Genomic DNA, 20,181 nt, shown 5'->3' on the forward strand with positions numbered 1-20,181 from the left:
GGCCGCCCCGTGTACAGCGCCGGCCGGGGCGGCCACAGTGGGGCCTGTCCGGATCCCGGAATTCCTCAGCCGTGTGAAGTGACCGCGTCGATAATTTCCGGGTACTGGACTTCGTCGGCTCCAACGCCGAGACCATCGCCCATCTGCGGGCGCACGGCCTGCGCGCGATCATCGTCGTCCACGCCGAACTCATTCGCGACAGCTGTGGTTACGCGGTCCCCTGCATGGCGTACGAGGCCGACCGTGACCTGCACGGGAAGCGCTTCGCGCGTGAGGACGACGCCCCGCTGAGCGCGTACTTCGAGAAGAAGGACCACATCGCGGTGAGCCTGGACGGCCTACCCGGGCTGCCGTTGCCGCTGCCCCCGTCTACCGTCTGAGCCATGCGCCCAGGCTTCGTCGTCACCCTTGTCTCCGCGTCCCTGCTGCTGCTCGGCGCGGCACCGGGCGGCGGGGACACCGCTCCGCTGCCCGCCCGGATGGCCGACACGGGCGGTGGCAGCCAGCTGATCACCGCCGAGGCGTCGGCACTGAGCTCGACGTCGGGGACCCTGACCTGGTGGGAGCGCCGGGACGGGCAGTGGGAGCAGGTGGGGTCGGCCGCCGCGCGGTTCGGGGCGAAGGGGCTGGTCGAGGGGGCCAAGCGGCAGCAGGGCACGAACACGACACCGACCGGGCTGTACGACCTCCCGTTCGGGTTCGGTCTCCAGGCGGCGCCGACGGGGACCACCGTCGAGTACCGGCCGGTGACCGCGAATTCGTGGTGGTGCCAGGACAACGACTCCGCCTCCTACAACCGTTGGGTCGAGCCGCTGCCGTCCGACTGCCGGGCCGCCGAGTCGGAGAAGCTGTCGTCGTACACGACGCAGTACGGGTATGCGCTGGTGATCGGGTTCAACTATGCGCAGCCGGTGCGGGGGCGGGGGGCCGGGATCTTTCTGCATGTCAACGGGGCGGGGGCCACGGCGGGGTGTGTTTCGGTGCCGGAGGATTCGATGCAGCGGATTCTGCAGTGGGCGGATCCGAAGAAGGCGCCGCACATTGCGATGGGGACGGTGAGCGGGGATACGGCTCTTACCCGGTATTGAGGGTGCGCGGTTGCGCCGTGGGGGTGCGGGGGCGCTGGCGGGTGCCGGTTGTGTGTGGCTGGTCGCGCCCACGCGGCGGAGCCGCAAATTGATACAGCCCCGCGCCCCTAGGTGGGTGTCCCCAGCCGGAGCTGCACAGTGAACGTCGTTGCACCCGGGCGGCTCTCCAAGGTCACCGTTCCCCCGTGCGCCTCCACCACCGCTGCCACGATCGACAGGCCCAGGCCCGCTCCGCCGCCGGGGGCGTCCGGGCGGCGGCGGTGTTCGGCTCGGGTGAAGCGTTCGAAGACGCCGGGCTGGATGTCCGGCGGGATGCCGGGGCCGTCGTCTTGGACCTGGAGGGACGCGGCCGCGCCGGCCGTCTCCAGGGTCACCGTCACCTTCGTGCCGACGGGGGTGTGCAGACGTGCGTTGGCCAGCAGGTTGGCCAGCACCTGCTGGAGGCGGTGGGCGTCGCCCGTCACCGTCACCGGTTCTTCCGGGAGGTCGAGGGTCCAGCGGTGGTCGGGGCCGGTGGCGCGGGCGTCCGTGACCGCGTCCAGGACCAGGTGGGTGAGGTCGACCGGGTGGCTCTCCAGGGGGCGGCCGGCGTCCAGGCGGGCCAGCAGGAGGAGGTCGTCGACCATCTCGCCCATGCGGGAGGACTCGGCGGCGATGCGTTCCAGGGCCCGGGTGATCCCGGGAGGCAGCGGGCCCGGGTGGAGCAGTGCCAGTTCCGCGTGGCCGCGGACCGAGGCGACCGGGGTGCGCAGTTCGTGGCTGGCGTCGGCCGCGAAGGAGCGCAGGCGTTCCTCGCTGGCATGGCGTTTGGTCAGCGCGTCCTCGACGTGGCCCAGCATGCGGTTGAAGGCGGCGGCCACCCGGCCGACCTCGCTGCGGGGGTCGGATTCGGGGGCCCGGGGCGGCAGCGCCACCTCACCGCTGGCGAGCGGGAGTTCGCTGACCCGGGTGGCGGTGGCCGCGACGCGGCTCAGCGGGCGCAGGGACCAGCGGACCCAGAGGGCGCCGGCCACCCCGGCCGCGGCGAGGGCGAGGCCGAAGACACCGGCGGCGACCAGTTCCAGGCGGTGCACGGTGGCCCGTACCGGCTCCAGGGGCAGACCGGTGATCAGGACGTCGCCGTCGCGGCCCGTCCAGGCCAGGAGCCGGTAGTCGCCGATCGAGGAGAGCCGGACCGTGTGGCCGCGGCCGTCCACCGGCAGTGCGGCGAGGGTCGCGCGATCGTGGTCGGTGAGGGCGACGGTCAGGTCCGGGTCGGCGCCGGAGGGGATCAGGGCCGCGTTGGTGACCCGGCCCTTGAGCGTGCGGGCGCCGAAGGTGCCGGCGGCCTGGCGGCGGGTGTCCCCGTGCTCGTCGCCGTCCCGGTCGCTGGGCTTGAACTTCCCGTGTTCGAGGGACTGCGGGAAGCTCGGGCCGGTCTGCTGGAGCTGCTGGTCCAGGCGCCCGGTGAGGAAGCCGTTCAGCTCGACCACCGCCGCGACGCCGACGGCCGCGCAGCTCACCGCCAGCAGCACGACCAGGCCGGCGGTGAGGCGGGCACGGAGGGTGCGGGGGATACGGGGGCGGGGCAGGTGCCGCAGCAGCCGTCGTAGCCGTCGTAGGAGATTCACCTGGTCACCTGGTCACTCACCTGGCCGTCGGCTTGAGGACGTAGCCCGCGCCGCGGACCGTGTGGATCATGGGCTCGCGGCCCGCGTCCACCTTCTTGCGCAGGTAGGAGATGTACAGCTCCACGACATGGGCGCGGCCGCCGAAGTCGTAGGACCAGACGCGGTCGAGGATCTGCGCCTTGCTGAGGACGCGGCGCGGGTTGCGCATCATGAAGCGGAGGAGCTCGAACTCGGTCGGGGAGAGCTCGATCAGCTCGCCTGCCCGGGTCACCTCGCGGGCCTCCTCGTCCATGGTCAGGTCGCCGACGACCATCCGGGGGCCGTCCTCCTGCTGGCGGGCCATGCCGGCGCGGCGCAGCAGGCCGCGCAGCCGGGCGACCACCTCCTCCAGGCTGAACGGCTTGGTCACGTAGTCGTCGCCGCCCGCGGTGATGCCGGCGATGCGGTCCTCGACGGCGTCCCGGGCCGTGAGGAAGAGCACACAGACGTCCGGCTTGACCTGGTGCAGCGAGCGGAGCACGGCGAAGCCGTCGGTGTCCGGGAGCATCACGTCGAGGACCACCGCGTCCGGCAGCAGCTCCCGCGCCGTGGTCAGCGCGGCCGCGCCGTCGCCGGCCGCGCGGACCTCCCAGCCCTCGTAGCGCAGGGCGCCGGTGAGGACCTCCGCGAGGTCGGGGTCGTCGTCGACGACGAGGACGCGGAGCGGGGTGCCGTCGGGGCGGGTGAGGGCGGGGCGGCCGGAGCGGGTCGTGTTCATCGCGTCTACCAGCATCACCCCTGCGGGCGACGGGGAGGGACCCCGGGTGCTCTGAGTTTGCTCTGAGTGCGCTGAGCAGGGCGGGGACTGAGAGGTCGCTCAGAGGTTCGGGCTGCACAGTGGCGGGACCGAACGGAGAAAGGACCCCCTCATGACGACCGTGGACGATCGGCGTGCGGCGCCCGCCGTGCCCGGCGTGGCCACGCGCCGCTCCCCCGCCGCCGCCGTGCTCGCCGTGCTGTGGGCCGGGGCGGCGGCCGTGATCGTGCTGTGGTGGTCGGACACCGGCTCGGTCGTCGGAGCGGCGGGCTGGCTGACCGGGGCCGGGCGGATCGCCGGGCTGCTGTGCGGGTACGCGTGCGCGGTGCTCGTCGGCCTGATGGCCCGGGTGCCGCTGCTGGAGGTCCGGGTCGGCTCGGACCGGGTGGCGCGCTGGCATGCGATGGCCGGGCGGTACACGGTGTGCCTGCTGGTCGCGCACATCATGCTGATCCTCACCGGGTACGCGGCCCAGGACCATGCCTCCGTCGTCCACGAGACGCTGAACGTCGTCCTGGACTACCCCGACATGCTGAAGGCGACCGCCGGCACGGTGATCCTCTTCGCCGTCGGCATCACCTCGATGCGCGCGGCCCGCCGCCGTACCAGCTACGAGTTCTGGTACTACGTCCACCTGCTCACCTACGCGGCCGTCTTCCTCGCCTTCTTCCACCAGCTGACGCTGGGCAACGACTTCAACGGCAAGCCGGTCGCCACCGCCTTCTGGTACGCGCTGTACCTGGGGGTCGCGGCTCTGGTGGTGTGGTTCCGGGTGCTGGCGCCGGTGCGGCTCAACCTCCGGCACCGGCTGCGGGTGGAGTCCGTGCAGCAGGAGGCGCCCGGCGTGTACTCCGTCGTGGTGCGGGGCCGGCGGATCGGTGAACTCGGCGCGCAGGCGGGGCAGTTCTTCCGCTGGCGGTTCTTCGGCGGCGACGGCATGGGCTGGACGTCCACGCCGTACTCCCTGTCGGCGCCGCCGCGCGGCGACCTGCTGCGGATCACGGTCAAGGCGCTCGGCGACCACAGCACGGCCGTCGCGCTGCTGCGCCCCGGTACCCGGGTGTGGGCGGAGGGGCCGTACGGCTCCCTCACCGCCGACCGGGCGAGCGGGCACCGGTCCCTGCTGATCGCGGCCGGCGTCGGGGTCACCCCGCTGCGGGCGCTCTTCGAGACCCTGCCCGGCGAGGTCACGCTGCTCTACCGGGCGCGTACCGCCGATGACCTGGCGCTGGGCGGCGAGCTGGAGGCGATCGCGCGGTGGCGCGGGGCCCGGGTGCTCTACGCCCTCAACGGCCCGCACGGCGAACGTCCCGCCCTCACGCCGGACGCGCTGCGGGCGACCGTCCCCGGGCTCGCCGGGCACGACGTGTACATCTGCGGCCCGCACGGCTTCGCCCAGGAGCTGTACGGCGCGCTGCGGGCCGCCGGAGTGCCGGACCGCCGTATCCACCACGAGTCGTTCGAGCTGTGAGGCCCCTGTCGTGCACGCACTGAACAAGAACCGGCCGCTGCGCCGCGTCATGCTGGCGAGCGCCGCCACCGTCTCCGGGATAGTGATGCTGCTGGCGCTGAAGCCGCACACCGCCCCGACCGTGATCACCGACTCGGCGGCCGCCGCCCCGTCGGCCGGCGCGAGCGCCTCACCGGGCGCGAGCAGCGGCTCAAGCGGCTCGGGCTCCGGCTCGGGCAGTTCCGGCAAGTCCGGGAGCAGCAGCACCGGCACCAAGACCGTCACCGGGGACACCGTGCAGACCCGCTGGGGCCCCGTCCAGGTGAAGGTGACCATCAAGAACGGCAAGATCACCGACGTCACGGCCGTGCAGTACCCGTCGGACAACCCCCGGGACCAGCAGATCAACGACTACGCCCTCCCCCAGCTGCGCAGTGAGGCGCTGGCGGCGCAGAGCGCGAGCATCGACACGGTCTCCGGGGCCACCTACACCAGCCAGGGTTACCAGCAGTCACTCCAGTCGGCACTGGACTCCGCGGGTCTCTGAACACTCGGGCAGTACGGCACGTATCTGTGGGCCAAGGGTCAATTCCCTACGGAGGAACCGTGACCACCACGCTCGCAGGCGGACGTGCCGCCCGACGACAGACGATGCGCCGCATCCGCCCGCGCCGCTCCCCGGCAGTTCCGCTGCTGCTCGCCGTATGGGCGGGTGCGGCGGCCGTGCTGTGGCTGTGGTGGCACAACACCCCGTCCATCGCCGACCAGAACGGCAAGATCCTCAACGCGGGCCGGATCACCGGCCTGCTGGCGGGCTATCTGATGGCGCTGGTGGTGCTCCAGATGGCCCGGGTGCCCGCGCTGGAGCGGCGGGTCGGCTCCGACCGTGTCGCCCGCTGGCACGCGATGAGCGGCCGCTACACGCTCTGCCTGGTCTTCGCGCACGTGTTCCTCATCATGTGGGGCTATGCGCTGCAGGCCGGCAAGACGCTGAACGACATCGTGCAGCAGACCATCGACTCCGTGAACCAGCTCCCCGACATGGGCAAGGCCGCGATCGGCACCGGCCTGTTCGTCGTCATCGGCCTGACCTCGATCGGCCCGGTCCGGCGCCGGATCCCGTACGACACCTGGTACCACGTGCACCTGCTGACGTACGCGGCGGTGTTCCTGACCTTCTGGCACCAGATCACCACCGGCAACGACTTCGCCCTCACCCCGATGGCCAAGACCTTCTGGTACGGCCTGTACGGCGCGGTCACCGCGCTGGTGGTCTGGTACCGGATCCTCACCCCGATCCGGCTCAACCTGCGGCACCGGATGCGGGTCGAGGCGGTCATCGAGGAGACGCCCGGCATCGTGTCGGTGCTGATCGGCGGGCGCAAGCTGCACCGGATGGGCGCGGAGGCCGGCCAGTTCTTCCGCTGGCGGTTCCTGGCCCCCGGGATGCGGTTCAGCTCGCACCCGTACTCCCTGTCGGCGGCACCCCGCCCCGGCATGTTGCGGATCACCGTCAAGGCGATCGGCGACCACAGCGCGCGGCTGCGCGAACTACGGCCCGGGACCAAGGTGTGGGCCGAAGGGCCGTACGGGGCGATGACCGCGTCCCGGCGCAGCCGCGGCAAGGTCCTGCTGGTGGCGGGCGGCGTCGGGATCACGCCCATGCGGGCGCTGTTCGAGACGCTGCCCGGCGCCGCGGGCGACCTGACCCTGCTCTACCGGGCCAACACCACACAGGACCTGGCCCTGTGGGACGAGCTGGCCAAGATCGCCAAGGAGCGCGGGGCCCGGCTGATGTACGCGGTCAACAGCCCGGAGGGCGAGCGGCCGGACATCTCCGCGGAGAACCTCCAGCGGAAGATCCCGGACATCGACAACCACGACGTCTTCATGTGCGGCCCGCCCGGGTTCGCGCAGGGCGTGTACGAAGCACTGCGCGGCGCGGGGGTTCCCGCCCGCCGCATCCATCACGAGTCGTTCGAGATGTGAGCGACGGGACCACACGGGAATCCAGGGAATCGGGAGTTCGTAAGCGATGAGGAAGAGTCACCCCATCAGGCGTGTGGTGCTGGCCACCGCGGCGACCGTGTCCGGTGTCGTGCTGCTGCTGTCGCTGAAGCCGTCGTCGGACCCGACGTCCGCGGTCGCCGGCGGGTCCGCGTCGGCCGCGGCGGCGGGGCAGGAGTCGCCGCAGGGCGGCACCGGGGCCGCCGGGACCACGACGGTGGACGGGGACGCGACCCAGACGCAGTACGGCGTCGTGCAGGTCCGGCTGACCGTCGCCAACGGCAAGATCACCCAGGCGCAGGCGATCCAGGCGCCCAAGGGCGGCACCAGCGACCAGAAGACCGCGCTGTCGGTACCGACGCTGAACAAGGAGACGGTGGCGGCGCAGAGCGCGAACATCGACTCGGTCTCCGGGGCGACGTACACGAGCACCGGCTACAAGCAGTCGCTGCAGTCGGCGCTGGACAAGATGAAGGAGGCGGCCGCCTCCTCGTCGTCGGGCTCGTCCTCCTCGTCCGGGTCCGCGCAGGCGCAGGCCAAGACGGTGACCGGGCAGGTCGCGCAGACCCAGTACGGGCCGGTCCAGGTCCGGATCACGGTCTCCGGCGGGAAGATCACCAAGGCGGAGGCGGTGCAGGCGCCCAGCGGCGGCACCAGCGACCAGAAGACGGCGCTCTCCGTCCCCAAGCTCAACCAGGAGGCGGTGGCGGCCGGCAACGCCAACATCGACTCCGTCTCGGGGGCCACCTACACCAGCACCGGCTACAAGCAGTCCCTGCAGTCGGCGCTGGACCAGGCTGGTGGCTGAGGCCGTGGCGGAGTCCGCGGAAGCTCCCGCCGCGGTGCGTCATGCGGAGGAGGTCATGGGGACAGTCTTCTCCTTCGACGTCCGCGGCGGGGATCCGGAAGCCGTCCGGGCGGCCCTCGAAGAGGCGGTCGCCGGGCTGCACCGGGTCGACGAGGTGTTCAGCACCTACCGCGAGGACAGCCAGGTGTCCCGGCTGGCGCGGGAGGAGATCGGCGTCGCCGACTGCGATCCCGAGGTCGCCGAGGTGCTGGAGCTGGCGGCCGAGGCGGAGCGGGTGAGCGACGGCTGGTTCAGCACCCGCTACCGGGGCCGGCTCGACCCCACGGGGATCGTGAAGGGCTGGTCCGCCGAGCGGGCGGCCCGGCTGCTCCGGCAGGTGGCCGGGGTCAGCGGGGTGAGCGTGAACGGCGGCGGTGACGTCCAGATGTACGGCGCGCCCGAGCCGACGCGGGCGTGGCGGGTGGGGATCGCCGATCCACTGCGGCCGGGCGGGCTGGCGGCGGTGATCTCGGCGGCGGGGGTGGCGGAACTGGCGGTCGCCACGTCCGGTACGGCGGAGCGGGGCGCCCATATCGTCGATCCGCGGACGGGCAAGTCGGCGGTGACGGACCTGGTGGCGGTGACGGTGGTGGGACCGCGGCTGACGTGGGTGGACTGCTGGGCCACGGCGGCGTTCGCGATGGGGTCGCGGGCGGGGTTGGCGTGGCTGGAGTCGCTGCCGGACGTGGAGGGGCTGTTGATCACGGCCGGCGATGAAGTGCGGTGCACTGGGGGGCTGGCCGCGCGTCTGGGCTGAGGCCCGGGGGGGGGGAACACTTACCGGCGCTTGCAGGGTGCCGCCCGCGCCCACCCGTGCCGCCCTGCGGCACGCCTGCCCGCGGCTGATGAGCTGACACGAGCGCTCGCGGCTGGGAAGAAGCGGCGGCTGTAGCGCCCCTTTAGGGGCGCGGGGCTGCATTTGATTTGCGGCTGCCGCCGCGTGGGCGCGATCAGCCCCCACCGGCCCGCGGCCGGACATCGACCGCAATGTTTTTTGATTTCGTCCCGCAAAACGCCATCCCTCCCTCCCCTTCGGCCGTACCCCCTGTGAAGCAAGTTTCGGGAGGAACACCATGGCCGTCTTCAGCAACCTCATGCCGTTCAACCATCGGGACCGCGACCGCGATCGCAACGACCGTCACGGAGACCGGCACGGCCACGGCCACAACCACGGCCACGACCGTCATGGGCACCGGCACGACCACGGCGGCGACCGGCACGGCCACGGCCACGGCCACTACTGACCACCCCTGAAGGCTGAGCGGACCGGCACCGGGTCGGCCGGTCCGCTCGCCGGCGGTCTCCGAGGAACCCTGTCATGGCGCCCGACACCGTGGGCACGGCCGCTCCCCCGGTCTCCCCGCGCGAGGTCTTCCGGCGGTTCTGGCCGTACACCCGAGGCGGCCGCCGCTGGCTCGTGCCGCTCGTCCTGCTGGGCCTGACCGCCCCCGCGGTCGACGCCGCGGAACTGTGGCTCTTCAAGTTCGTCGTCGACGACGTGCTCGTCGCGCGGGAGCTGCGCCCCCTGCTGTGGATCGCACCGGCCTACCTCGGCCTCGTCCTCTGCTCCGGCGCCCTCGGCTCCGCCGACGACGTGACGTCCACCTGGGTCGGCGAACGCTTCCTGCTCACGCTGCGCTCCGAGGTGTTCCGGCATGTCCAGGGACTCTCGCTCGGCTTCTTCGAACGCCGCCGGCTCGGGGACGTGCTGTCCAGGGTCACCGGCGACGTCGACGCGGTGGAGGCGTTCCTGCTCTCGGGTGTCGCGGACGCCCTGTACTACCTGATCAGCCTGGGCGTCTACCTCGGCCTGCTGTTCTGCCTCCGCTGGGACCTGACCCTGCTCGCCCTCGTCGTCGTACCGCTGTTCTGGGGCGCGGCCCGGCACTTCTCGCGGCTGATCAGGGAGGCCTCCCGGGAGCGCAGGCGCCGTGGCGGGGCGCTCGGCGCGATCGCCGAGGAGTCCCTGGGCAACGTCGTCCTCGTGCAGGCGTACAACCGGCAGGCGTGGGAGGCGGGCCGGTTCGAGCGGGAGAACGCCGGGCGGTTCCGCGCGGCGATGGCCTCGGCACGGATCCATGCCGTGTACGAACCCGCCGTCGAGTTCGTGGAGGTGGCCGGCGGCCTCGCGGTGCTGGCCCTCGGCACCTGGGAACTGGCCCGGGGCCGGCTCACGCCCGGCGGACTGCTGGTGTTCCTCGCGCTGATCGGCAAGCTGTACAGCCCGGTCCACGGGCTGTCCGGGCTCGGCACCACCTTCTACACGGCCTCCGCCGCCGCGGAACGCATCATCGAACTGCTCGACGAGCGGCCCCAGGTGACCGAGGCGGCCGGGGCGCGCCGGATCCGCCGGGCGCGGGGTGCGGTGGAGTTCGACGGGGTGTGGTTCCGCTATCCCGGTACCGCGGCCTGGGCGCTGTCGGACGTGTCGTTCCGGGCGACTCCCGGGGAGACGCTGGCGCTGGTCGGGGCGAGCGGAGCGGGCAAGTCCACACTCGCGAAGCTGCAGTTGCGGTTCTACGACCCCGACCGGGGTGCGGTCCGTCTCGACGGCATCGATCTGCGCGACCTCAGTCTGACCGACGTCCGGGAGAACATCGCCGTGGTGCTGCAGGAGACGCTCGTCTTCCACGGCACCGTGCGGGAGAACATCGCCTACGGCCGGCCGGCGGCCACGGAGGCGGAGATCGTCGCGGCGGCGCGGGCCGCGGACGCGCACGAGTTCGTCGAGCGGCTCCCGGACGGCTACGACACGCTCGTCGGGCAGCGCGGCCGGACGCTCTCCGGCGGGCAGTGCCGGCGGCTGGCGATCGCCCGGGCGATGGTCCGGGACGCGCCGGTGCTCCTCCTGGACGAGCCGACCGCCGGGCTGGACGTCCGCTCGGCCCGGCGGGTCATGGAGCCGCTGCGCCGGCTCATGGCGGGGCGGACCACCGTGGTCGTCTCGCACCACCTGCCGGCCGTCCGCGACGCGACCCGGATCGTGGTGCTCGACCGCGGCCGGGTCGTCGAGGACGGCGCGCCCGCGGAACTGCTCGGGCGGGAGGGGCCGTACGCCCGGCTGCACCGGCTCGGCGCGGGAGCGGTGCTCTCCTGATCCCGCCGTCCCGATGCCGCTCTCCTGATCCCCCGGTCACGTCTCCGGGGTCACCACCTGGCCCTTCTGCAGCTGGGCGGTGGCGAGGACGGTGCCGGTGGGAGAGTCGAGGCGGGCGGCGGAGTACCTGGTGAGGTCGACGGGGACGGCGACGCCCCAGTTGCCGCGTCCGGCGCGCAGGGGGAAGTCGCCGACCCGTGTGGTCGTACCGTCGGCGCGGGCGAGGAGGCAGCTGACCTTGCCGTTGTAGGGGGTGCCGGGGAGGGCCACGGAGACGAAGATCCAGGCGGGACTGCCGGGGTGGGCGTAGACCTCGCCGACGGGCTCCCCGCCGCCGGCCGGGATCATGTCGCCGACCAGCACGGGCTCGGACTCGACCGCGGGCGCCGAGGCGGTGACGGCCCCCTCGACGGCGCTGCCGATCGCCCAGCCGGCGAAGCCGACGGCGACCGCGGCGGTGGCGGCGACGGCCGCGAGCCGCAGCCGGAGGCGCCGGACACGACTGCGCCGGCCCTGGGCGGCGGCGCGGGTGGGTCCGGCCCCCTCGGCCCCGGTGGCCTGCTCGGCCAGGCTGCGCGCCACCCGGGTCCCGAAGCCGGGCGGCGGGTCGCTCTCCGGCAGCAGGCCGATCAACCGGTCGCCGATCCCGGTGAGTTGGCGTACGTACTCCCGGCAGTCCGCGCATCCGTCCAGATGGGCGACCGCCTCGGCCCGCTCGCGGCCGGGCAGGACGCCCAGCGCCAGTTCGGCGCCGACCTCGCGCAGCTTCTCGCAGTGCGCGTCACCGGACATGGTCGCCTCCCTTCGGGGACGCGAGTGCGGTGCGGAGTTTCGCCATCGCGGCTCTGATCCGCGTCTTGGCCGTGCCCAGCGGGATCCGTTCCGCGTCGGCGATCTGCTGGGCCGTCATGCCGTAGACGCCGGCCATCATCAGGGCCCGGGCCTGGTCCCGCGGCAGCCGGGCCAGCGCGGCCCGGAGCTGGGTGGAGGCCTCGTCGGCCAGGGCCCACCGTTCGGGGGTCTCGGTGACGGCGTCGAGGAGGGGGTCGAGGTCCTCGGGTGCCATCGGTTCGGTCCGCCGGGCGCGGACGGCGTCGACGGCGAGGTTGTGCGCGATGGTGGTGAGCCAGGTCGTGACCGAGCCGCGGCGCGAGTCGTAGATCTGGGCGTGCCGCCAGGCGCGCTCGAACGTCTGCTGGGCGACGTCCTCGGCGAGCTGCTGGTCCCCGGTCACGGCCATCGCGACCCCGAAGACCCGGTGCTGGAACCGCCGTACGAAGAGTTCGGCGAGCTCCGGGTCTCCGGTGGCCAGCCCGGACAGCAGAGCCTCGTCCGGGAGGCGGCCGACGGGGAACCGGAATCCCGACACACCCCTGTATACGTTCGACGGCCGCCAGGGGATTGCCCGCCCGCCTGACCGCTCGCCGCGGAAGATCACACAGCCATTGTCCGTCGGCCGGCCGGGCCCCGCACGCGGGTCGCCGGCCGGTCGGCGGTCGGTCGACGGTGGGTCGGCGGCCGCCGGCAGTGGCGCTCAGTGGCTCTCAGTGGCCGTTCTGGGCCAGGCGCAGCAGGTGGTCCGCGAGGGCCTGGCCGCCGGTCGGATCACGGCTGATGAGCAGCAGGGTGTCGTCCCCGGCGATGGTCCCGAGGATGTCGTGCAGCTCCGCCTGGTCGATCGCCGAGGCGAGGAACTGGGCCGCGCCGGGCGGGGTGCGCAGGACGACCAGGTTCGCCGAGGCCTCCGCCGAGATCAGGAGTTCCTGGGAGAGGCGGCGCATCCGCTCCTCCTTGGCCGACTCCCCCAGCGGGGCGCGGGGGGTGCGGAAGCCGCCCTCGCTGGGCACCGCGTAGATCAGCTCGCCGTCGGTGTTGCGGATCTTCACCGCGTTCAGCTCGTCGAGGTCCCGGGAGAGCGTCGCCTGGGTGACCGTGAGGCCGTCGTCGGCGAGCAGCTTCGCGAGCTGGCTCTGCGAGCGCACCGGCTGCCGGTTGAGGATGTCCACGATCCGGCGGTGCCGGGCGGTCCGGGTCTGCGGTACCGCGGGCCCCGCCCCGCCCGACTGGTCGAACTCCTGCGCCTGGCTCATCGTCGTCTCATTCTCCGGATCGTCCGTCCCCGCTCGCTGCGTCGAGGATGCCGGGCAGGGCGCTCAGCAGCGCGTCCGCCTCGGCGTCGCGGAGGTTCAGCGGCGGCATCAGCCGTACGACGTCGGGAGCGGGCGCGTTCACCAGGAACCCGGCCTCCTGAGCCGCCTGCTGCACCTGCGCTGCCAGCGGCTCGGTGAGCACGATACCCAGGAGGAGACCCGCGCCCCGGACATAATCGATCAACCCGTGGCCGAGACCCTCGATTCCGTCCCGCAACCTCTCGCTCTGCCGCTTGACGTTCTCCAGCAACCCCTCGTTCTCGATGGTGTCGAGGACGGCCAGGCCGGCGGCGCAGGCGACCGGGTTGCCGCCGAAGGTGGTGCCGTGGTGGCCGGGCTGGAGCAGTTCGGCGGCGCGGCCGAAGGCCACGGTCGCGCCGAGCGGCAGCCCGCCGCCGAGCTGCTTGGCGAGGGTGACGACGTCGGGCAGCACGCCCTCGTGGGCCTGGTAGGCGAACCAGGTGCCGGTGCGGCCGGTGCCGGTCTGCACCTCGTCGAGGACGAGCAGGGCGCCGGTGGCGGCGGTGATCGCGCGGGCCGCCTTGAGGTAGCCCGGGGGCGGTACGACGACGCCGTTCTCGCCCTGGACCGGCTCGATGATCACCAGGGCGGTCTCCTCGGTGACCGCGGCGGCCAGGGCCTGTGCGTCGCCGTAGGGCACGTGGGTGACGTCGGCGGGCAGCGGGCGGAACGGGTCCTGCTTGGCGGGCTGTCCGGTGAGCGCGAGGGCGCCCATCGTCCGGCCGTGGAAGCCGCCGTCGGTGGCGACCATGTGGGTCCGCCCGGTCAGTCGGCCGATCTTGAAGGCGGCCTCGTTGGCCTCGGCACCTGAGTTGCAGAAGAAGACCCTGCCGTCCCGGCCGAAGAGCTGGACCAGCCGCTCGGCGAGGGCGACGGTGGGCTCGGCCATGAAGAAGTTGGAGATGTGGCCGAGGGACGCGATCTGCCTGCTGACGGCCTCGACGATCGCGGGGTGGGCGTGGCCGAGCGCGTTGGTGGCGATGCCGCCGACGAAGTCGAGGTACTCGGTGCCCTCGGCGTCCCAGACCTTGACGCCCTCGCCGCGGACGAGGGGCAGCCGCGGGGTGCCGTAGTTGTTCATGAGCGCGCCCTGCCAGCGCGTGGTCAGTTCCTGGTTGCTCATGACTCCCCCTCCGCGTCCGGCACGACCATGGTGCCGATGCCTTCGTCCGTGAAGATCTCCAGCAGGATCGAGTGCTGGACCCGGCCGTCGATGACCCGGGCGGTGGTGACGCCGTTGCGTACGGCGTGCAGGCAGCCCTCCATCTTCGGCACCATGCCGGAGCTCAGCTCCGGCAGCAGCTTCTCCAGTTGGGAAGCGGTGAGACGGCTGATCACCTCGTCGGAGTTCGGCCAGTCCTCGTAGAGGCCCTCGACGTCGGTGAGGACCATGAGGGTCTCGGCGCCCAGAGCAGCAGCGAGTGCCGCAGCCGCCGTATCAGCATTGACGTTGTAGACATGTCCGTCGTCCTCGGAGCGGGCGATGGAGGAGACGACCGGGATCCGGCCGTCGGCGAGCAGTGCCTCGATCGCGCCCGTGTCGATCGCGGTGATCTCGCCGACCCGCCCGATGTCGATCAACTCGCCGTCGATCTCGGGCCGGTGCTTGGTCGCGGTGATGGTGTGGGCGTCCTCGCCGGTCAGCCCGACGGCGAGCGGCCCGTGCTGGTTGAGCAGGTTGACCAGCTCTCGCTGGACCTGCCCGGCGAGCACCATCCGTACGACGTCCATGGCGTCCTCGGTGGTGACCCGGAGCCCGGCCTTGAACTCGCTGACGATGCCGTGCCTGTCCAGCGCGGCGCTGATCTGCGGGCCGCCGCCGTGCACGACGACCGGCTTGAGGCCGGCGTGGTGCAGGAAGACGACGTCCTGGGCGAAGGCGGCCTTGAGGTCCTCGTCGATCATGGCGTTGCCGCCGAACTTGATCACGACGGTCCTGCCGTTGTGACGGACCAGCCAGGGCAGCGCCTCGATGAGGATCTGCGCCTTGGGCAGCGCGGTGTGCTTACGCGTAGTACTCATGACGAATAAGCGCTGTTCTCGTGGACGTAGTCGGCGGTCAGGTCGTTGGTCCAGATGGTGGCGGTCTCGGAGCCGGCGGCGAGGTCGGCGACGATGTGCACCTCGCGGTAGCGCATGTCGACCTTCTCGCGGTCCTCGCCGACCCCGCCCTCCTTGCACACCCAGACGCCGTTGATGGCGACGTTGAGCCGGTCGGGCTCGAAGGCGGCCCCGGTGGTGCCGATGGCGGAGAGGACGCGGCCCCAGTTGGGGTCCTCGCCGTGGATGGCGCACTTGAGGAGGTTGTTGCGGGCGATGGAGCGGCCCACCTCGACGGCGTCGTCCTCGCTGGCCGCGTTCACGACCTCGACCTTGATGTCCTTGCTGGCGCCCTCGGCGTCCCGGATCAGCTGCTGACCGAGGTCGTCGCAGACGGCGCGGACGGCCTCGGCGAACTCCGCGTATTCCGGGGTGACTTCGGAGGCGCCGGAGGCGAGCAGCAGCACGGTGTCGTTGGTGGACATGCAGCCGTCGGAGTCGACGCGGTCGAAGGTGGTCCGGGTGGCGGCGCGCAGCGCCTTGTCGAGCGCCTCGCTCTCGACGACCGCGTCCGTGGTGAGGACCACCAGCATGGTGGCGAGGCCGGGGGCGAGCATGCCGGCGCCCTTGGCCATCCCGCCGACGGTCCAGCCTCCCCCAGACTCCGTCCGGGGGGACCCCCAGGTCACCACGGACGTCTTGTGCACGGTGTCGGTGGTCTTGATGGCGATGGCGGCCTTCTCGCCGCCGTGCTCGCTCAGGGAAGCGGCCGCGGTCTCGACGCCCGGCAGCAGCTTGTCCATGGGCAGGAGCACGCCGATCAGGCCGGTCGAGCAGACGGCCACCTCGATGGCGCCCCGGCCCAGCACCTCCGCGGCCTTCTCGGCGGTCGCGTGGGTGTCCTGGAAGCCCTTGGGGCCCGTACAGGCGTTGGCGCCGCCGGAGTTGAGGACCACGGCCGAGACCTGGCCGCTCTTGAGGACCTGCTCGGACCAGAGCACGGGGGCGGCCTTCACGCGGTTGGAGGTGAAGACGCCCGCGGCGGCACGGCGGGGCCCGTTGTTGACCACGAGGGCCAGGTCCGGGTTGCCGCTCTCCTTGATCCCGGCGGCGATGCCCGCGGCCGTGAATCCCTTCGCTGCCGTCACGCTCACGGCGCAACTCCGATCGTGGTCAGCCCGGTGGACTCGTCGAGTCCGAGGGCGATGTTCATGCTCTGCAGGGCGCCGCCGGCGGTGCCCTTGGTCAGGTTGTCGATGGCGCTGATCGCGATGATGCGGCCGACGGCCTCGTCGTATGCGACCTGCACCTGAACGGCGTTGGAACCGTGGACGGACGCCGTGGCGGGCCACTGGCCCTCCGGGAGCAGGTGGACGAAGGGCTCGTCGGCGTAGGCCTTCTCGTAGGCGGCGCGCACGGACTCCCCCGTCACCCCGGCCACGGCCTTGGCGCTGCACGTGGCGAGGATGCCCCGGGGCATCGGCGCGAGCGTCGGCGTGAAGGAGACGGCGACCCGCTCCCCCGCCACCGCGCTGAGGTTCTGGATCATCTCGGGGGTGTGCCGGTGGCCGCCGCCGACGCCGTACGGGGACATGGAGCCCATGACCTCGCTGCCGAGCAGGTGCGGCTTGGGCGCCTTGCCCGCGCCGGAGGTGCCGGACGCGGCGACGATCACCGCCTCGGGCTCGGCGATCCCGGCGGCGTAGGCCGGGTAGAGGGCGAGGGAGACGGCGGTGGGGTAGCAACCGGGTACCGCGATGCGCTTGGACCCCTCCAGCGCGGCGCGGGCACCCGGCAGTTCGGGGAGGCCGTAGGGCCAGGTGCCGGCGTGCGGGGAGCCGTAGAAGCGTTCCCAGTCGGCCGGGTCCCGGAGGCGGAAGTCGGCGCCCATGTCGACGACGAGGACGTCCGGGCCGAGCTGCTCGGCGACGGCGGCGGACTGCCCGTGCGGGAGCGCGAGGAAGACGACGTCGTGCCCGGCGAGGGCTTCGGGGGTCGTCTCCGCCAGCACGCGGTCGGCGAGCGGGAACAGGTGCGGCTGGAGCGCGCCCAGGCGCTGGCCCGCGTTGGAGTTGCCGGTCAGGGTGCCGATCTCGACCTCGGGGTGCGCGAGGAGCAGCCGCAGGACCTCTCCGCCCGCGTATCCGCTCGCTCCGGCAACCGCCGCACGTACCGCCATGTCCATCCTCCTCCAGATGGCATGACTATACGGTTCGCTGCACGTTTATGCAACGCACGTCATCGCCGCGCGCACGACCGCGGGCAGGCCGCACCCCGATCATGCCCAGTGGGCGGCAACAGGGAACGTCCTCCCCAGGCACCCTCTCTCGCGCCCCGCGGCCGTCCTCGATGACAGGATGTCCGGCGGGGAGCCGGCTTGCCGGGAGCACGGAGACGGGGAGTGGCGGACGTGGCGGACATGGCCGTGGGGGCGCCGGGCGACGCGCCGAGGGAGCGGCTGGAGTCCGCCTGCGGGGATCGCCTCACCGAGGAGATGCGACGCGCCCTCCTGCACCTGATGGACAGGGGCGGAGCCGCGACGGAGGCGGACTGCGACCCCCTGTACGAGCACATCGCGCCGCGCCACGGGCACCTGGACTCCGCCTCGACCGCCGCCCTGCCGTTCATCGTCGCTCTGGCCGGCGATCCCGGGATGGGCGCCCGGAACTGGCTCGTGCAGCTGCTGGTGAGCCTGTCCCGGGCGGCGGCCGCGCCCGAACCGGACCGGGTGGACCCGGGATGGCACGAGATGTGGCGGCACCAGCGACCGGCGTTGCGGAAACTGCTCGCGGACCCCGATCCCGTGGTGCGCAGGGAGGCACTGCCCTTCGCGGAGGGGGTCGAGGTCCTGCTGGAGCGGTGGAGCGCCGAGACGGACCTGACCGTGCGGCTGCCCTTGCTGCTCGCGCTGGGTACCGCCGCGGCGGACACCGCCGAGGCCGTGGGCCGGGTGCGCGCCGTGGTGCAGGAGGTCCTGCGGACCGGTCCCGCCGTCATGCGGGTCGCGGCCGTGCACGCCTGGGCCGAGTTCGACGCCCAGGCGCCGGTCCGGGAGCTGGACCTGCTGGTGGAGACGCTCTCCGATCCGACCGTGCGCCCCCGGTTCGAGGACATCTGGTACGTGCCGGACATCGACGACGCCTTCAGCCGTGCGGACGTGGTCTCCTGGACGGCCTTCCTGTTCGAGGACGCGCCGGCCGCCGCGCTCCGCTTCCTCGTCCGGCTCGTCGGCGTGGCGCGCCGTACGGGCGACGCGCCGCTGTGCGGAGCCGCGCTGGACGAGGCGTGGCGGCTGCTGGTGGTCCGGCCGTCCGCGGCAGCCGAGTTGCTGCCCCTCGCAGGGGAGCTGCTCGCCGACCCGGACGCCGGTGTGCGGTACCGGGCTGCCCAAAGGACGTACTTCTCCAGGACGGACAGGCTCGGCTCCGTCTCGCCCGTGAGCCGGTCGCCGACGGGGGCGACTCCTTCGTCGTCTTCCTCGATGCGCTGCGCGCCATCGCGCGGATCGGCGCGGTCTCTCCGGGCGTACGCGCCGTCCTGAGCACGGTACGGGGGTCGGACCGGCGGCTGTCGCCGTACCGGGACTACCGCGCGTTCCTGCAGGACGAGGAGATCCGGTCGGTGATCGACGAGGTGCTCGCCCTGGGAGAGGGCGCCACGCCTACGCCGCCTCCACCTTCGGCAGCATGACCCACCGGGACACCACGAAGGTGACCGGAATAGCCGCCGCCGATGCCATCAGCGGTGCGAACTTGCTCCCCACGTGCAGCATGTCGACGATCACGTACACCCCCACCGTGGTGATCACGAAATTCGTCGCATTGGTCAGCGGAAACAGCAGGAATTTCCGCCACGTCGGACGCGTCCGGTAAGTGAACCGCGCATTGAGAAAAAACGAGCCGATCATACTCAGCAAAAACGCGAGAACATGCGCGGCGAGGTACGGCAAATACATCAGAAAAAGCAGGTAAAGGCCGTAGTACGTGGCCGTGTTGACGACGCCCACCAGCGCGAAGGTGATGATCTGCCCGGATATCGGACGAGTGGGTCCGGTGGCGGTCGACAGGGTGGCGTTCGGCATCAGGGGATGAGGTCCTTCGTCGTGCCGCGGGTGCGGTCTTCCGTTCGGTCCACGTTCGTCGCCTTCACCAGGAAGTGGGGGCGCCCCTTGACCTCGTAGTAGATCCGGCCGGTGTACTCGCCGATGACCCCGAGCATGATCATCTGTACGCCGGCCAGGGCGGTGACGGCTGTAATGATGGTGACATAGCCGGGCGTCTGCACGCCGTTGATCATCGCCGCGCCCACGATCCAGGCCGTGTACGCGCCGGCCAGCGCCAGCAGGGTCATGCCGAGGTAGAGCGCGGCGCGCAGCGGGCGGTTGTTGAAGGAGAGCAGCCCGTCGAGGCCGTAGTTGAGCAGGCTGCGGAACGACCAGGAGCTGCTGCCGTGTTCGCGCACCGCGTTCTCGTACTCGAAGGTGGTGCTGGGGAATCCGACCCACGCGAACAGGCCCTTGGAGAACCGGTTGTACTCGGTCAGGCTCACGATCGCGTCCACCACCCGGCGCGACATCAGCCGGAAGTCACCGACGCCGTCGACGAGTTCGACGTCGACTATCCGGTTGATGAGCCGGTAGTAGAGGCGGGCGGTGAGGGTGCGGGTGACGCGGTCGCCCTGCCGGGTGCGCCGGGCGATGACCTGGTCGTAGCCCTCGCCGCGCAACTCGACCATTCGCTTGATGAGTTCGGGCGGATGCTGGAGGTCGGCGTCCATGACGATCACGGCGTCGCCGGTGGCGTGCCTCAGGCCGGCCAGCAGGGCCGACTCCTTGCCGAAGTTGCGGCTGAAGGAGACGTACCGGACGCGCGCGTCGCGCTCGGCGAGCCGGCTGAGGAGGGTCAGGGTGCGGTCGCGGCTGCCGTCGTCGACGTACACGAACTCCATGTCGTGGCCGAGCGGCAGGAGTTCGTTGGCGATCTTCTGGACCTGCTCGTGGAACCGTTCTATGACGTCTTCCTCGTTGTAACAGGGCGCGACGATCGATATCAGCATGGGTTCTTCCCCCTGGGGAC

20 protein-coding genes and 1 pseudogene are annotated in these 20,181 nt (G+C 72.1%); 10 read left to right on the plus strand and 11 right to left on the minus strand.

Annotation, left to right across the window (positions count from 1 at the left end):
* Positions 1 to 104: 104 nt before the first annotated feature.
* Together ABZ887_RS20470 and ABZ887_RS20475 are read left to right on the plus strand one after the other, a co-directional pair.
* Positions 105 to 380: pseudogene (locus ABZ887_RS20470) on the plus strand (pyridoxamine 5'-phosphate oxidase family protein); the annotation flags it as partial.
* A gap of 3 nt (positions 381 to 383) precedes the next feature.
* Entirely contained in the window at positions 384 to 1,088 is a 705-nt protein-coding gene (locus ABZ887_RS20475) for a L,D-transpeptidase family protein (RefSeq protein WP_361291281.1), read from the plus strand.
* Positions 1,089 to 1,195: 107 nt separating this feature from the next.
* On the opposite strand, the gene ABZ887_RS20480 is transcribed toward ABZ887_RS20475, so the two are convergent.
* Together ABZ887_RS20480 and ABZ887_RS20485 are read right to left on the minus strand one after the other, a co-directional pair.
* Positions 1,196 to 2,698, minus strand: coding sequence for a HAMP domain-containing sensor histidine kinase (locus ABZ887_RS20480; protein WP_361291285.1), 1,503 nt, complete (start codon positions 2,696 to 2,698; stop codon positions 1,196 to 1,198).
* 16 nt (positions 2,699 to 2,714) lie between these two features.
* On the minus strand, positions 2,715 to 3,455 hold the full coding sequence (locus ABZ887_RS20485; RefSeq protein ID WP_361291288.1) for a response regulator transcription factor: 741 nt from the start codon (positions 3,453 to 3,455) through the stop codon (positions 2,715 to 2,717).
* Positions 3,456 to 3,606: 151 nt separating this feature from the next.
* On the opposite strand from ABZ887_RS20485, the gene ABZ887_RS20490 reads away from it, so the two are divergent.
* The 7 genes from ABZ887_RS20490 to ABZ887_RS20520 all read left to right on the plus strand — a co-directional run bounded on the left by ABZ887_RS20490 (position 3,607) and on the right by ABZ887_RS20520 (position 10,895).
* A complete protein-coding gene (locus ABZ887_RS20490) occupies positions 3,607 to 4,965 on the plus strand; it encodes a ferredoxin reductase family protein (RefSeq protein ID WP_361291291.1) in 1,359 nt (452 codons plus the stop codon).
* A gap of 10 nt (positions 4,966 to 4,975) precedes the next feature.
* On the plus strand, positions 4,976 to 5,491 hold the full coding sequence (locus ABZ887_RS20495; RefSeq protein WP_361291294.1) for an FMN-binding protein: 516 nt from the start codon (positions 4,976 to 4,978) through the stop codon (positions 5,489 to 5,491).
* 59 nt (positions 5,492 to 5,550) lie between these two features.
* Complete coding sequence (locus tag ABZ887_RS20500; protein WP_361291297.1) at positions 5,551 to 6,933, plus strand: ferredoxin reductase family protein; 1,383 nt, start codon at positions 5,551 to 5,553, stop codon at positions 6,931 to 6,933.
* 46 nt (positions 6,934 to 6,979) lie between these two features.
* On the plus strand, positions 6,980 to 7,759 hold the full coding sequence (locus tag ABZ887_RS20505; protein WP_361291300.1) for an FMN-binding protein: 780 nt from the start codon (positions 6,980 to 6,982) through the stop codon (positions 7,757 to 7,759).
* Between the two features lie 55 nt (positions 7,760 to 7,814).
* Positions 7,815 to 8,555, plus strand: a complete 741-nt coding sequence (locus ABZ887_RS20510; RefSeq protein ID WP_361291303.1) for an FAD:protein FMN transferase — start codon at positions 7,815 to 7,817, stop codon at positions 8,553 to 8,555.
* 316 nt (positions 8,556 to 8,871) lie between these two features.
* A complete protein-coding gene (locus tag ABZ887_RS20515) occupies positions 8,872 to 9,042 on the plus strand; it encodes a hypothetical protein (protein WP_361291306.1) in 171 nt (56 codons plus the stop codon).
* Positions 9,043 to 9,116: 74 nt separating this feature from the next.
* Complete coding sequence (locus tag ABZ887_RS20520; RefSeq protein ID WP_361291309.1) at positions 9,117 to 10,895, plus strand: ABC transporter ATP-binding protein; 1,779 nt, start codon at positions 9,117 to 9,119, stop codon at positions 10,893 to 10,895.
* A gap of 36 nt (positions 10,896 to 10,931) precedes the next feature.
* Here ABZ887_RS20520 and ABZ887_RS20525 read toward each other — a convergent pair whose 3' ends face one another.
* From ABZ887_RS20525 to argC, 7 genes are all read right to left on the minus strand, one after another.
* Positions 10,932 to 11,687 carry a zf-HC2 domain-containing protein gene (locus tag ABZ887_RS20525; RefSeq protein WP_361291312.1) on the minus strand — a complete coding sequence of 252 codons (756 nt, stop codon included), beginning with the start codon at positions 11,685 to 11,687 and terminating at the stop codon, positions 10,932 to 10,934.
* Complete coding sequence (locus tag ABZ887_RS20530) at positions 11,677 to 12,264, minus strand: sigma-70 family RNA polymerase sigma factor (RefSeq protein WP_361291315.1); 588 nt, start codon at positions 12,262 to 12,264, stop codon at positions 11,677 to 11,679. Before ABZ887_RS20530 ends, ABZ887_RS20525 begins: the two co-directional genes overlap by 11 nt.
* A gap of 175 nt (positions 12,265 to 12,439) precedes the next feature.
* Entirely contained in the window at positions 12,440 to 12,985 is a 546-nt protein-coding gene (locus tag ABZ887_RS20535; RefSeq protein WP_361291319.1) for an arginine repressor, read from the minus strand.
* A 7-nt stretch (positions 12,986 to 12,992) separates the two neighbouring features.
* Positions 12,993 to 14,189: an acetylornithine transaminase gene (locus ABZ887_RS20540; protein ID WP_361291322.1), complete on the minus strand. Its 1,197-nt coding sequence runs from the start codon at positions 14,187 to 14,189 to the stop codon at positions 12,993 to 12,995.
* Positions 14,186 to 15,088 carry an acetylglutamate kinase gene (argB, locus tag ABZ887_RS20545; RefSeq protein ID WP_361291325.1) on the minus strand — a complete coding sequence of 301 codons (903 nt, stop codon included), beginning with the start codon at positions 15,086 to 15,088 and terminating at the stop codon, positions 14,186 to 14,188. Before argB ends, ABZ887_RS20540 begins: the two co-directional genes overlap by 4 nt.
* Positions 15,085 to 16,260: a bifunctional glutamate N-acetyltransferase/amino-acid acetyltransferase ArgJ gene (gene argJ / locus ABZ887_RS20550; RefSeq protein ID WP_361291328.1), complete on the minus strand. Its 1,176-nt coding sequence runs from the start codon at positions 16,258 to 16,260 to the stop codon at positions 15,085 to 15,087. Before argJ ends, argB begins: the two co-directional genes overlap by 4 nt.
* On the minus strand, positions 16,257 to 17,285 hold the full coding sequence (gene argC / locus ABZ887_RS20555; RefSeq protein ID WP_361291331.1) for an N-acetyl-gamma-glutamyl-phosphate reductase: 1,029 nt from the start codon (positions 17,283 to 17,285) through the stop codon (positions 16,257 to 16,259). The genes argJ and argC overlap by 4 nt, the downstream gene beginning before the upstream one ends.
* A 222-nt stretch (positions 17,286 to 17,507) precedes the next feature.
* On the opposite strand from argC, the gene ABZ887_RS20560 reads away from it, so the two are divergent.
* A complete protein-coding gene (locus tag ABZ887_RS20560) occupies positions 17,508 to 18,647 on the plus strand; it encodes a hypothetical protein (RefSeq protein WP_361291334.1) in 1,140 nt (379 codons plus the stop codon).
* Between the two features lie 120 nt (positions 18,648 to 18,767).
* Here ABZ887_RS20560 and ABZ887_RS20565 read toward each other — a convergent pair whose 3' ends face one another.
* The gene (locus tag ABZ887_RS20565) at positions 18,768 to 19,187 is read right to left on the minus strand and encodes a GtrA family protein (protein ID WP_361291337.1); all 420 of its coding nucleotides are present in this window, start codon (positions 19,185 to 19,187) and stop codon (positions 18,768 to 18,770) included.
* Positions 19,187 to 20,161, minus strand: coding sequence for a glycosyltransferase family 2 protein (locus ABZ887_RS20570; protein ID WP_361291340.1), 975 nt, complete (start codon positions 20,159 to 20,161; stop codon positions 19,187 to 19,189). The genes ABZ887_RS20565 and ABZ887_RS20570 overlap by 1 nt, the downstream gene beginning before the upstream one ends.
* Positions 20,162 to 20,181: the final 20 nt, after the last annotated feature.

This window comes from Streptomyces sp. NPDC047061 (assembly GCF_040643955.1).
Taxonomy (GTDB): domain Bacteria; phylum Actinomycetota; class Actinomycetes; order Streptomycetales; family Streptomycetaceae; genus Streptomyces.

Excerpts from the sequence above, each read along its gene's own strand:
- ABZ887_RS20515 (WP_361291306.1), top strand. The coding sequence starts at position 8,872 with ATGGCCGTCTTCAGCAACCTCATGCCGTTCAACCATCGGGACCGCGAC.
- ABZ887_RS20540 (WP_361291322.1), bottom strand. The coding sequence starts at position 14,189 with ATGAGCAACCAGGAACTGACCACGCGCTGGCAGGGCGCGCTCATGAAC.
- argC (WP_361291331.1), bottom strand. The coding sequence starts at position 17,285 with ATGGCGGTACGTGCGGCGGTTGCCGGAGCGAGCGGATACGCGGGCGGA.
- ABZ887_RS20535 (WP_361291319.1), bottom strand. The coding sequence starts at position 12,985 with ATGAGCCAGGCGCAGGAGTTCGACCAGTCGGGCGGGGCGGGGCCCGCG.
- ABZ887_RS20510 (WP_361291303.1), top strand. The coding sequence starts at position 7,815 with ATGGGGACAGTCTTCTCCTTCGACGTCCGCGGCGGGGATCCGGAAGCC.
- ABZ887_RS20490 (WP_361291291.1), top strand. The coding sequence starts at position 3,607 with ATGACGACCGTGGACGATCGGCGTGCGGCGCCCGCCGTGCCCGGCGTG.
- ABZ887_RS20475 (WP_361291281.1), top strand. The coding sequence starts at position 384 with ATGCGCCCAGGCTTCGTCGTCACCCTTGTCTCCGCGTCCCTGCTGCTG.
- ABZ887_RS20485 (WP_361291288.1), bottom strand. The coding sequence starts at position 3,455 with ATGAACACGACCCGCTCCGGCCGCCCCGCCCTCACCCGCCCCGACGGC.
- ABZ887_RS20570 (WP_361291340.1), bottom strand. The coding sequence starts at position 20,161 with ATGCTGATATCGATCGTCGCGCCCTGTTACAACGAGGAAGACGTCATA.
- ABZ887_RS20505 (WP_361291300.1), top strand. The coding sequence starts at position 6,980 with ATGAGGAAGAGTCACCCCATCAGGCGTGTGGTGCTGGCCACCGCGGCG.
- ABZ887_RS20525 (WP_361291312.1), bottom strand. The coding sequence starts at position 11,687 with ATGTCCGGTGACGCGCACTGCGAGAAGCTGCGCGAGGTCGGCGCCGAA.
- ABZ887_RS20565 (WP_361291337.1), bottom strand. The coding sequence starts at position 19,187 with ATGCCGAACGCCACCCTGTCGACCGCCACCGGACCCACTCGTCCGATA.
- argB (WP_361291325.1), bottom strand. The coding sequence starts at position 15,088 with ATGAGTACTACGCGTAAGCACACCGCGCTGCCCAAGGCGCAGATCCTC.
- ABZ887_RS20520 (WP_361291309.1), top strand. The coding sequence starts at position 9,117 with ATGGCGCCCGACACCGTGGGCACGGCCGCTCCCCCGGTCTCCCCGCGC.